Source organism: Arsenophonus endosymbiont of Aleurodicus floccissimus, assembly GCF_900343025.1.
Taxonomy (GTDB): domain Bacteria; phylum Pseudomonadota; class Gammaproteobacteria; order Enterobacterales; family Enterobacteriaceae; genus Arsenophonus.
The window spans coordinates 325,809-338,821 of sequence record NZ_OUND01000003.1 but is presented as its reverse complement, the minus strand read 5'-3'; the positions used below and the strand labels follow the sequence as shown (position 1 = coordinate 338,821).

Annotated in this window: 6 protein-coding genes, 5 pseudogenes and 1 riboswitch; of the genes and pseudogenes, 6 read left to right on the top strand and 5 right to left on the bottom strand. The window is 35.5% G+C overall.

Features of this window, described 5'->3' with window-relative positions:
* Positions 1-145: 145 nt before the first annotated feature.
* The 3 genes from ARADI_RS11910 to rppH form a co-directional block, all read right to left on the bottom strand.
* Positions 146-997, bottom strand: coding sequence for a thymidylate synthase (locus tag ARADI_RS11910; RefSeq protein WP_119712179.1), 852 nt, complete (start codon positions 995-997; stop codon positions 146-148).
* A 70-nt stretch (positions 998-1,067) separates the two neighbouring features.
* Positions 1,068-1,964 (bottom strand): prolipoprotein diacylglyceryl transferase, encoded by an 897-nt coding sequence (gene lgt / locus ARADI_RS11905; RefSeq protein WP_119712178.1) that lies wholly within the window; start codon positions 1,962-1,964, stop codon positions 1,068-1,070.
* A gap of 239 nt (positions 1,965-2,203) precedes the next feature.
* Positions 2,204-2,734, bottom strand: a complete 531-nt coding sequence (gene rppH / locus ARADI_RS11900) for an RNA pyrophosphohydrolase (RefSeq protein WP_119712177.1) — start codon at positions 2,732-2,734, stop codon at positions 2,204-2,206.
* A 112-nt stretch (positions 2,735-2,846) separates the two neighbouring features.
* Positions 2,847-2,958, top strand: a riboswitch (TPP riboswitch).
* A gap of 99 nt (positions 2,959-3,057) precedes the next feature.
* On the opposite strand from rppH, the pseudogene thiB reads away from it, so the two are divergent.
* The 4 pseudogenes from thiB to rapA (ARADI_RS11880) all read left to right on the top strand — a co-directional run.
* Positions 3,058-4,045: pseudogene (thiB, locus tag ARADI_RS11895) on the top strand (thiamine ABC transporter substrate binding subunit).
* Positions 4,018-5,601: pseudogene (thiP, locus tag ARADI_RS11890) on the top strand (thiamine/thiamine pyrophosphate ABC transporter permease ThiP). The pseudogenes thiB and thiP overlap by 28 nt, the downstream one beginning before the upstream one ends.
* Positions 5,594-6,282 (top strand): annotated as a pseudogene (gene thiQ / locus ARADI_RS11885) (thiamine ABC transporter ATP-binding protein ThiQ). Before thiP ends, thiQ begins: the two co-directional pseudogenes overlap by 8 nt.
* Positions 6,283-8,224: 1,942 nt before the next feature.
* A pseudogene (rapA, locus tag ARADI_RS11880) lies at positions 8,225-9,595 on the top strand (RNA polymerase-associated protein RapA); the annotation flags it as partial.
* On the opposite strand, the gene ARADI_RS22165 reads toward rapA (ARADI_RS11880), so the two are convergent.
* On the bottom strand, positions 9,579-9,848 hold the full coding sequence (locus ARADI_RS22165; protein ID WP_500782599.1) for a DUF1720 domain-containing protein: 270 nt from the start codon (positions 9,846-9,848) through the stop codon (positions 9,579-9,581). The pseudogene rapA (ARADI_RS11880) and the gene ARADI_RS22165 sit on opposite strands and share 17 nt — an antisense overlap.
* Here ARADI_RS22165 and rapA (ARADI_RS11875) point away from each other — a divergent pair.
* Together rapA (ARADI_RS11875) and ARADI_RS11870 are read left to right on the top strand one after the other, a co-directional pair.
* A pseudogene (rapA, locus tag ARADI_RS11875) lies at positions 9,834-11,342 on the top strand (RNA polymerase-associated protein RapA); the annotation flags it as partial. The gene ARADI_RS22165 and the pseudogene rapA (ARADI_RS11875) sit on opposite strands and share 15 nt — an antisense overlap.
* 116 nt (positions 11,343-11,458) lie before the next feature.
* Entirely contained in the window at positions 11,459-12,040 is a 582-nt protein-coding gene (locus ARADI_RS11870) for a pseudouridine synthase (protein WP_238149427.1), read from the top strand.
* Positions 12,041-12,080: 40 nt separating this feature from the next.
* Here ARADI_RS11870 and djlA read toward each other — a convergent pair whose 3' ends face one another.
* Positions 12,081-12,899: a co-chaperone DjlA gene (gene djlA, locus ARADI_RS11865; RefSeq protein ID WP_119712176.1), complete on the bottom strand. Its 819-nt coding sequence runs from the start codon at positions 12,897-12,899 to the stop codon at positions 12,081-12,083.
* Positions 12,900-13,013 lie beyond the last annotated feature (114 nt).

The window sequence follows — 13,013 nt, the reverse complement described above, 5'->3', positions numbered from 1 at the left end:
TTAGGAAGCTAAGATAGAAACGCCTCCCAGATTTTAATGTTTTTAGTAGCTATTTATTAATTAAACCATAATATTAATTAAAAACCGCAAATAAGATGGTAGTGACCTTGTTCATGTTAATGATCAAAGCCACCCATAAAAAAAGTCATACCGTAAATGGATATTTAATTGCATCATGATATTGGTAACCAATGACTTCAAAATCATCACTAGTCACCCAGGTTTCGATATCTTTTAATGTTTTAATATTAGGATTAATACGCAGTTGCGGCAAAGAATAAGGAGTGCGCTTCAACTGGATATCACGCATAATCGAAAGTTGATTTTCATAAATGTGAGCATTCACTATCTTATGGTAAGCCTTACCTGGTTTATGACCCGTGATCTGAGCAACCAGTGCCAGTAAAACAAAACATTGAATTTGATTAAAGTTTAGTCCCAAAGGAACATCACAACTACGTTGATATGAAGTTAAATAAAGCGTATCAGCTAGCAGAGAAAAAGTGTGCGTATGCATACAAGGGCGTAAACAACCTAATTCAACCTCACCCGGATTGTAAAAAGTGATTATCTCGGCACGATCATCTATTCCTACCGAAAGGTTGCTAATGACTTTTTGCAGCTGATCTAAATAAGTACCATCAGGCCGGTGCCATGAACGCCCCTGAACACCATAAACCCGCCCCATGTCATCTTCACCTTTACGGTTCGGATTATTGAGCCACGCCTGATTTTCATTCACATTGGCATTCCATGTATTACAGCCAATATCACGAAATTGTGCAGCGTTAGAATAACCTCTTAGATAACCTAATAATTCAGCAATAGCCACTTTATAAAAACTTTTGCGAGTCGTAATTAAAGGAAACTGGTTATTTGCGACATCATATTCAAGATCAGCATTAATAACCGTTAAACACCTAACTCCTGTGCGTTTATTTTCTACCCGCTGACCTTTATCAATAATACGCTGACATAAAACCAGATATTGTTTCATTATTATTACTCGCTTAGAATTTATTATTTAATATTATAAATAAAAACCCTGTATTAAAATTTTCTGCTACTTACTCTTTTCTGCGTTTGCTAGTAATGGAATAGTTCGTACAATGGCTATCTTTCTTATAAGCCCAGATCATCATTAAAATACCAATAATGATCATAGGGACTGACAAAATTTGTCCCATACTTACACCACCAAATAGCCCCAACTGCGCATCCGGCTGCCGGAAAAATTCAACAAAAATACGGAAAGCCCCATAACCAATCAAAAACAATCCTGAAACACTGCCCATTGGGCGTGGTTTACGAATAAACAGATTCAAAATAATAAATAAAATGATCCCTTCAAAAAACATCTCATATAGTTGGGAAGGGTGTCGTGGTAATATACCATACTGCTCTAAAATCGGTAATAAAGAAGGGTCTTGACTAACAATCTGAATGTCTTCTGCCCGTGAACCTGGGAATAACATTACCCATGGTGTGTCTAAAGTTACGCGTCCCCAAAGTTCACCATTAATAAAATTACCAATCCGTCCCATACCTAATCCAAATGGGATTAATGGGGCAACAAAATCAGCAACTTGAAAAAAATGGCGATGGGTTCTGCGTGCGTACCACCACATGGCGCATATCACACCAATTAACCCACCATGAAAAGACATTCCTCCGGCCCAAACTTTAAATAGATACAAAGGATTGCTCACGAAGGCCGGTAAATTATAAAATAAAACATAGCCTAAACGTCCACCGATAAAGACACCTAAGAAACCAATATAGAGCAGATTTTCAACTTCGTTTTTGCTCCAGCCACTATTTGCTTTTCCGGCTCTCCGTTTTGCCAACCATAGAGCGAAAACAAATCCCACCCAATACATTAAACCATACCAATGAAGGGCTACTGGACCAATCGAGAATATAATAGGATCAATATTAGGAAACACAATATAACTATTATTCATCGTCTCCACTCTTTAGTTTTATAGAGCTTGATAGAATTGCATGACTGCATGCGGTTTAAAATCTAATAGTATTTTATTGAGATTAAATTCATCAACAAATCTATCTAATGCATACTTTGGCTAGTAAATTTTCCAAAAAATAAACAAGAGTAGCTTTCACTACTCTCACTTCGCTTTCAAAACGTCAAAAAGTTGGCTATTAAAATAAACATAAACCTACTTTCTTTCGCTAAATTTATTTAACCACGTTTACGCCTATAGGTATGGCTTTTATTTGATGTCATTGCACTATTTTGTAGTGACATAACCATCGGAGCAAATTCTTTCATAACGCGCCGATAAACATCGCGTTTAAAAGAAACAACCTGACGCACAGGATACCAATAACTCACCCAACGCCAACTATCAAATTCAGGCGTTTTACTTGTTTGCACATTAATATTATTTTCATTACAAACCAATTGTAACAAAAACCAACGTTGCTTTTGCCCTATACAAACTGGCTTTGTGTCCCAACGCACCAAACGTTTAGGTAATTTGTAACGTAACCAGTTCCGGGTAGATGCTAATATCTTAACATCATTACGATCCAACCCAACCTCTTCGAATAATTCCCGATACATTGCCTGTTCTGGCGATTCTTCAGGATTAATGCCCCCTTGAGGGAACTGCCATGAATGTTGCCCATAGCGGCGAGCCCATAATACCTGGCCCTGCCGATTACAAATTACAATTCCTACATTCGGGCGGTAGCCATTATTGTCAACCATCTGACTACCTCGTTAAAAATTTAAAAGATAGTTTATTGTTTCATACTACTCTATATGGTAAGCCTTTATCAAATATAGTATTTGCAATTATAAGATAACATCTTACAATAAGGCCATCTCAACAGGGTGCTAGCTATGATTAATATTGTTAATAGCTGGCTGAGAAAAACTCGTCGAACCTGATCCGATTAACATCGGCGTAGGAATTTGAGCCACTCTAATGATTTATTCATCAATAAATAGCTTCATTACTGTCCATTCCTCAGATCCTAGAGCATCACTTTTATTTAATTATATAGGAGAACTCAGTATTGAAGAATGTACTGCTAAAAATAGTTAGTATTGGTTTAATTTGTTGTTCAGCTTTCGCTCTCCAGGCAAAACCTATATTAACCGTTTACACTTATGATTCCTTTATCGAAGATTCGGGGCCTGGGACACAATAAAGCCTGCCTTCGAACAAATCTGTCACTGTGAACTGAAGCTAATTGGCCTAAGTGATGGAGTTGCGTTATTAAATCGCCTTAGAATGGAAGGAAAAAATAGCCCAGCTGATATTGTACTCGGACTTGATAATAACTTAATTAATCTAGAAAAAAAACAGACTTATTTTACTGAAAGTAAAATTGACATCAGTGAATTGAAATTACCCATAAAATGGGATAACAATATTTTTATCCCTTACGATTATGGTTATTTTGCTTTTATTTATGATAAAACGCGAATCACTGGAGTGCCTAAAAGCCTTGATGAACTTATTAATAGCCCCCAGCCATGGAAAATTATTTACCAAGACCCTCGTACCAATACACCAGGTTTAGGGCTATTACTTTGGATACAAAAAATTTATGGGCAAAACAGTGCTCAGGCTTGGCAAAAAATAGCAACAAAAACCGTAACCGTTACTAAAGGTTGGAGCGAATCATATGGATTGTTCTTAAAAGGTGAAAGCGATTTTGTCCTCAGTTATAGCTCTTCACCAGGTTTTCATCTGTTAAATGATAAAGAAATAATTATGCTGCAGCGCTATTTAGTAAGGGGCACTATCTGCAAATTGAAGTCGCGGCCCAATTAGCAACCAGCAAGCAGCCTAAACTAGCTCAACAATTCATGCAATCCATGCTATCACCAACGTTCCAAAAAACGTTGCCGACAACCAATTGGATGTATCCAGTCATTGATATACCCTTACCCAGCGTTTATTAACAAATACCTGTGCTAAAAAAATCATTACAATTTAATGCAGAAGATATTACTCAACATCGCAATCAATGGATCAATTTATGGCAAAATGCCGTCAACCACCAATAGGGAGTTTACTTTGGCCTTGCATAGTTGTGTCCGGCCTATTAATCACTATTGCAGTAGTTACTTTCAGCACTTTATGGTTACATGCCCCGCAAATAAGTTGGCGAGAATTTATTGATGACAGCTATTTATGGCACGTCATTGGCTTTACATTTTGGCAAGCATTACTATCGACCGTCTTATCCGTTATCCCTGCAATATTTCTCGCCAAAGCCCTTTTTCGACGCCATTTTCCAGGTCGGATACTGTTTTTACGCTTATGTTCGATGATACTGGTATTGCCAGTATTAGTGGCCATTTTTGGCTTATTAACCGTCTATGGTCGGGTACGATGGATTGCTCAATTTTGTCAATGGTTAGGTATTAATTACCAATTTACCCCTTATGGTCTAAAAGGCATTTTATTAACACATGTCTTTTTTAATTTACAATTAGCTATGCGGATGCTGTTGCTCGCGCTAGAGAATATTGCAGTTGAGCAACGCCAGCTCGCCGCACAACTCGGCATGAACCAATGGCAACATTTTCGGATTGTTGAATGGCCTTATCTTAGACGACAGATTTTACCAACATAGGCTCTGATTTTTATGTTGTGCTTCGCCAGTTTTGCTACCGTACTGACGCTTGGCAGGGGGCCTGCTGCAACCACCATTGAACTCGCTATCTATCAATCATTAAGTTATGATTTTGATCTTAATAAAGCTGCTTTGCTGGCTCTGATCCAACTTTTTTGCTGTTTAGGGCTGGTATTATTAAGTCAAAAATTAAATGTCGTCTTTTCCGTCGGTGCTAGTCGACAATTGCGGTGGACAAATCCAGCTGATAGTCGATGGCAGAAATGGTGGGATATATTACTGATTAGTATAACCCTATTTTTCTTAATTCCGCCTTTCTTAGCTATTATCGTTGATGGTTTATTACACGTGTTACAGTAGCCAGGCTTATGACAAGCAGGCATTAATTCGATTTTTATCGCTATTAGTGTTGGCGTAGTTTGTATTATTCTTACTATGATGTTGCTTTGGAGTAGTCGTGAATTACGTCTGCGCCGCTCAATACTACTCTATCGAACTTTCGAATTAAGTGGATTATTAATACTTGCAATGCCAGGCATAATTTTAGCAACCGGCTTCTTTTTATTGCTAAATAATACTATTAATATAACCTACTCGCCTTATAGTTTAATCATCTTGACAAATGCTTTAATGGCTATTCCTTATGCCTTAAAAATATTAGAAAATCAGATGTATGACTTAGCTGAACGCTATAATTTATTATGCCTTTCATTACAGATCGAAGGCATAAATCGATTAGCTCTAATTGAATTAAAAGCTTTGAAACGTACAAGAGGACAAGCCTTCGCTTTTGCCTGTATACTCTCAATTGGTGATTTTGGTATTATTGCACTGTTTGGTAATGAGAACTTTCGTACCCTACCTTATTATCTCTATCAACAATTAGGCTCTTACCGTAATAATGATGCGGCAGTTACCGCGTTGTTAACGCTATTACTTTGTTTCAGTTTATTCGAATATTTATCAGGAAAAGAGCATGATTAAATTAGATCAACTTGTCTATTGTTATGAAAATCTAGCAATGCAGTTTAACTTTCAAGTAAATAGAGCTGAAAGGGTGGCTATATTAGGCCCTAGTGGCGTAGGGAAAAGTACTCTACTGGATTTCAATATCCCAAACAGGGGAAATTTGGCTAAATAAACAAAATCATACTACTACACCAACCGCCAACCAGCCAGTTTCTATCCTTTTTCAGGAAAATAACCTCTTTTCTCATTTAACTGTTTGGCAAAATATTGCGTTAGGCATTTCACTAAATTTAAAATTAGAAAGAGCTCAACATCGCGCAGTAAAACAGATCATAGAACAAGTTTCTCTTAATAATTGTATCACTCGTTTACCTGCACAAATATCAGGTGGGCAACGCCAACGTACTGCGTTAGCGCGTTGTTTGATCCGCCAAAAACCGATTTCATTGTTAGATGAACCTTTTTCTGCTCTCGATCCAGCTTTATGTAATGAAATGTTAACATTACTTAAATAGGTGTGTGAGGAACGCCAATTAACCTTACTGATGGTTTCCCATAATTTGGAAGATGCTAGCCAAATAGCAAATCGGTCTATCGTAATTGCAGAAGGAAAAATTGCCTATGATGGGGTCACCAGATTGTTTAATTAATGGATTAACACCCGCAAGTAAACTACTGGGTATATCTCATTTTTGACATTATTTATAATAATTCACTCTTTGGCAGATAATTGGATGGTATTTTTCGACTTTTATAATACTATTCGTTGTATTAATACTAAGACTATTTTTTCTAATACAAATATATGTCGTCACAATTTCATTAAAAATGTATTTATTTGTTATTTTTATTTAAAAAACCTTAAACATTAAAAATATTAATCAATAAAAAATTTGTTTTTTCAATAAATTAAGAATATAAAATAAATATTCAAAAAAATATAAGCATATAAAAAAATCATTTTAAAATGTTAATAATTATTTATTTTTAATAATATGAAATAATTAATAATTAGGTAAATAAAACTAAGCATAATTTTTTCATCATTTTTTATCTTAATATTAATTATTTCATTTCGCTTTTAGCAAGAATAACATAGATATAAGCAGTTATAGCACTCTATAAATTTAACGAAAATTAAATAATTCATTATATAATATCGATAAAAAAATTATTAAAAAGATCATTTAAAATAGCACAGAATTTCATTAAATAAATGTATATATTAAACTAAAAATTTCATTACATATAATATCATTATCAAAAGCTAAGATTGTTGCTCACTAATTACAAAAATCACTAACTTAAATAATTATTTTAGTGATTACAAAAATAAAAATGACGAATATGTGAAAGCAACTAACCAAAAACAATAAAGCTAATTTTAATTTATTAAAAAAATCAAAAATCATTAAAGAGTTATATTAAATTACTCTACTAAATTTATTATTAACTATAACCATGTTTATTTTATACTTTCAAAAATTAATAATTGAAGATTAAAAATATTATAATAGTTTCATTAATCATATAAAAATTTTTATCATGCTGTTATATTATTACTTTTATTTTTATATAAATAAAAAACAATAACAAAATTTAATAATGAAAATTTTGAATTTGATTTTATATATAACTTAAAGCATTGTAGCTCATGTGTTATATAAAATATAGATGCGCATCTAATTAGCCAAATTTTAATATACCAAATACTAGATGAGGTTATATATGTCAAATAACAAAGAATGATTAGCCATTCGTTTTTTAAACAAAACTGGTGATGGTTTTCCTTACCGGGCGTTTATCAGCGTGCATAGAATCGACGAACCAGCATATATCGATTCAGACAAAGATTTTGTAACAGTTGGTGATATTCTTGATGGTGGTATGTAACATGTTCCTCATCTTATCATTTATGATAGATATAATATAGTTAAATTTAACACTGCTACTTACTTTGAATATAATGCTGTAGAAAATTAAATTGAAGTCAATTCAGATACCTTACCATTTGAATTAGAATTCGAAAGAGTTGATGGCTTCCGCTTTGATTTAATCTTAAAAAATGATGATTAATGTTATTTTTTTAGAAATCATAGAGCAACGTTAATTAACTACCAATCTTAATCTAATATTGATGTATTTTTAATACTAATATATATTAGATTCAGTTGGGTTTTAGAAATTAAGCAGATAATTTTAATTCATATGATAAAAATATTTATCCCCCAGTAAAAAATTTCAAATAACATAGTATTTTTATTTCTATGCTTTATTTTTATCAATATTAAATTAGCCATAACATCTATATAATTTTCTTTATATATTAGTTATATTATAAATTAATGAGCAAAAACAGTGGGATGCAGAATAATAAAAAATGGTGATTTGTTCTTTTTTTCATCTGCTTAATACCTTAATATTCTCCGTTAAAACACAAATAAATAATAATATCTTATAAAAAAGCATTTTTATAGGTGACTATTGGCACCGCATTTATTAAGATACAGTCCTTTCAAAAAGAGAGTAAGATATTGTTTTATAATTAATATAATTACTCTCTTCAAAATGAACAACCCATAATTTATACGGATAAACTGAGTTAAAATTTATGCCACTTATTCTTGGTCAACGCTGAATAAGCGATACAGAAAGTGAACTTGGATTAGGTACCGTGGTAGCTATTGATAGCCGCATGGTTACAGTACTTTTCCCCGCAAGTGGAGAAAATCGCCTTTATTCAATAAATAATGCACCAATTACACTTATTATGTTTAATGAAGGCGATCTTATCACCAGCCATGAAGGCTGGCAGTTGGGAGTTGACAATGTACAACAAGACTAGGGAGTATTTGTCTATACAGGAACTCGTATTGGTTCCGATGAAAAAAACGTCAGCCTGCGCGAAGTGTTTCTTTATAGCAAGTTAACTTTTAATAAACCACAAGATCGTTTTTTTGCCGGTCAACTTGATCGAATGGATCGTTTTGCATTACGCTATCGCGCCTTGTGTTTCCAATACCAACAATTTAGTCACCAAACCGGTTGGCTAAGAGGTGCGTGCCAATTTGATCCCTCACCAACTTTATATTGCTCAAGAAGTAGGTAAACGCCACCATCCACATGTTTTATTAGCGGACGAAGCTGGATTAGGTAAAACTATTGAAGCAGGAATGATCATTCATCAACAGCTACTTACTGGACGTATTGAACGAGTACTGATTATCGTACCTGAAAGTTTGCAACAGCAATGTTTAGTCGAAATGCTGCGTCGTTTTAATTTGCGTTTTCGCTGTTTGATGACAGCCGTCATACCGAATCATTACACGATAGTTAGAATCCTTTTGAAACAGAGCAGCTGTTCATCTGTTCTCTTAATTTCGTTCGCCGCAATAAAAAACGTTTTAATTATCTGCTAGAAGCCAGTTGGGATATGATGGTTGTTGATGAAGCCCATCACCTGGTATGGAGTGAAGAGTCGCCTAGCCGTGAATACCAAGCTATCGACACGCTCGCTCAGCAAATTCCTTCAGTGCTGTTATTAACCGCTACCCCTGAACAGCCGGGTCAAGAGAGCCATTTTGCTCACCTACGTTTACTGGATCCTAATCGCTTTCATAGCTATCAACACTTCATTGAAGAACAACAAAATTATAGCCCTGTTGCCGCAGCCGTTAGTTTGCTCCTTTCTGGTGAAAAATTAAATAATAAGCAGCAAAATTTACTAATAGAATTAATTAAGGAGCAGGATATTGAGCCTCTTCTTAAAGCCAGTAACAATGATAATGAAGAAAGTGAAAAAGCGCGTCGCGAATTGATTACCATGTTGATGGATCGTCATGGCACGAGCAGTTTACTATTTCGCAATACCCGCAATGGAGTTAAAGGCTTTCCTCGGCGTGAATTACACGCTATTAAATTACCTTTACCTCCACAGTACCAAACAGCAATTAAAGTTGCTGGCATCATGAATGCTAAGAAATCCCTTAATATCAGTGCGCGGGAGATGCTCTATCCTGTATCCTGTATCCTGTATCCTGTATCCTGTATCCTGTATCCTGTATCCTGTATCCTGTATCCTGTATCCTGTATCCTGTATCCTGTATCCTGTATCCTGTATCCTGTATCCTGTATCCTGTATCCTGTATCCTGTATCCTGTATCCTGTATCCTGTATCCTGTATCCTGTATCCTGTATCCTGTATCCTGTATCCTGTATCCTGTATCCTGTATCCTGTATCCTGTATCCTGTATCCTGAACAAATCTATCAGACATTTGAAGGTGAAAATGCAACTTGGTGGAATTTTAATCCCCGCGTTGAATGGCTGAAGAATTTCTTAACAACTCATCGACAAGAAAAAGTTTTAGTTATCTGCTCTCAAACAACTACTGCCTTACAATTGGAACAGTTGCTAAGAGAAAAAGAAACGATCAGAGCGGCCGTTTTTCATGAAAATTTATCATTACTCGAACGGGATCGGGCGGCTGCTTATTTTGCCTCCCAAGAACAAGGCGCTCAGGTATTACTATGCTCTGAAATTGGCTCTGAAGGACGTAATTTCCAATTCGCCAACCAGTTAGTTATGTTTGATTTACCTTTTAATCCTGATTTACTTGAGCAAAGAATTGGGCGTCTGGATCGTATCGGTCAAACTCGGGATATCCAAATTAGCGTACCTTACCTTGAAAATACTGCCCAAGCTATTTTGCTACGTTGGTATCATGAGGGGCTTGATGCCTTTGAGTATACTTGTCCAACTGGTAGTGCTATTTATGATCAATATTATCAGCAACTGGTTGAGTATTTGGCTAAACCCACCGTCCTTGATAACTTTGACGATTTTATTAAGTCTTGCCGAGCTAAACATAACCAACTCAAAATCCAATTAGAGCAATGGCGCGATCGCTTATTAGAAATGAATTCTAATGGTGGTCAAGTTGGTCAAGATTTAGCCAACCAAATTGCAGAACAAGATAATAGTATTGATTTGATTAACTTTTCATTAAATTTGTTCGATATCATTGGTATTAACCAAGAAGATCGCAGTGATAATCTGATCGTTCTTACGCCTGCGGAACATATATTGATACCTGATTTTCCTGTCTTACCGCAAGATGGTTGTACTATTTACCTTCGATCGCACTCAAGCACTTTCTAGAGAAGATACCGAATTTATTAGCTGGGAACACCCGATTATTCGTAATGGTATGGATTTGATCCTTTCTGGCGAAATTGGCGGTTGTGCTGTGTCTCTATTGAAAAATAAAACCTTACCAGTCGGTACACTACTTACTGAATTGATTTATGTTGTTGAGACACAAGCACCTAAAAATCTACAAGTCACTCCCTTTTTACCGCCACAACGCCAATTCGTATTCTAATGGATTTAAAAGGTAATGATCTGGCTAAGCAAGTAGAATTTGAAAGTTTTAATCGTCAGATAAATACTGTGAACCACCATACTGGTAGTAAACTGGTAAATGCCTTACAAAAAGAGGTACATAACATACTGCAACTTTCTAAAGCCATGATAGAAAAAGAAGCAAGTATATTGATTGCCTAAGCAAAAACACAAGCGGATAAAATATTATCGTTAGAGTATTCGCGATTAGGGGCATTAAAATCTGTCAATCCGAATATTCGTCCTGATGAATTAAGCGCTATTGAATATGAACGCCAACAATTATTGCTCAATATTGAGCAAGCTAATTGGCGATTAGATTTTATGCGCCTGGTGATTGTTACCCATCAGTAATTATTTATCGCCAAAAACAATAAAGTTTTTGGCCACGTTGGAGCAACTGATATGTTTTACAATCCGCCTATCGATCCCTGGCTACACGTTTTCTTTATCAAGATCAGCATATTATTGTGGTGAACAAACCTTGTGGTTTGTTATCAGTACCTGGTAAAGCTGCCAAACATAAAGACAGTATTATGACACGGGTTCAGGCGGATTTTCCAACAGCTGAATCCGTTCACCGCCTTGATATGGCAACCAGCGGAATTATGGTCGCGGCATTGAATAAAAGCGCAGAAAAAGAGTTAAAACGTCAATTCCATGAAAGAGAGCCACAAAAAATTTATCAGGCAAGGGTTTGGGGCCATATTACCAATAAAAAAGGACTTATTGATCTGCCTCTGATCTGCGATTGGCCTAATCGGCCTAAACAAAAAGTGTGCTTTACAACCGGTAAACAAGCACAAACTAAATACGAAGTGTTAGCTTATGAAGAACAAACAACACGAATTAAACTTATTCCGATTACAGGCGCTCACACCAGCTACGTGTTCATTTGCTGTCACTGGGTCATCCTATTTAGTGATCGATTTTATGCTCATCAAGCGGCGCTAACACTCTCTTCACGCCTACAATTACATGCAGAAGTGCTTTACATTACTCACCCAATTTATGGGTCACCTATCCACTTCACGTGTAAAGCCAATTTTTAACAGCTGGAAAACTTATTCAATTAAAGTTTAATATTATATACTATTTAAAATGACGCTCTTTTTTAATTAAATCATAAGCTAATTGAATGGATTGTGCTTTTTGTTTGGCAATTTCCATCATTTCTGGTGGTAATCCTTTAGCAACCAATTTATCTGGATGATGTTCAGCCATTAATTTACGATAAGCGCGTTTAATCTTGGTTTGTTCATCATCAGGTTGCACACCTAATACCTTACAAGCATCCGCTAATGTTGGTCCTTGAGCAGTATGTCGATAGCGATTGGAACCATAAGAATAATTACTACTATGCTCAAACCGTCGACCGCCATCCATCATATGTAAGAATTGTTCAAACTGATTATGTGAAATGCCTAACTCTTCAGCAATAATAAATAGTACTTTTCGCTCATTTGGATGTAAAGCGCCATCGGCAAAAGCAGCTTGTATTTGAATTTCCAGAAACATCTGGATAAGATCAAATCGACCGAAACAAGCTCGGCGTAATTTTTTCAGTGTTTGTCTTAGAGGAAAATTTTGTTCCTTACCTTCTCTAAATGCATTTTGTGCTGAAATTCTGGCATTACCATGCAACTGCATTCTGTCAATCAGGTTTGTTGCTAGCTGAATATCAACTTCAGTGACTCGGCCTTTTGCTTTCGTTAAATGGCCTAAAATCTGAAATGTGCTGACGAAAAAAAGTGCCTGACGGCTCTGCTTAGTGCCTATTTTCTCTAAATTTTGCTGTTCTGATGCTTTATCATATGCATGACCGATAATGAAACCGATGATTACACCCCAAATATGAGTGCCAGACATGATCCCCAACATAACACCAATCATTTTTCCCCAATACAACATAAACTTCTCAATTCCCCAATGCCCTGAGTATAATTTTGCATTATCATACTACTCATTCTACTCTGTGCCTAATAACCTGAATATATAGCTGATGGTTTTATACAGACAAGAGCC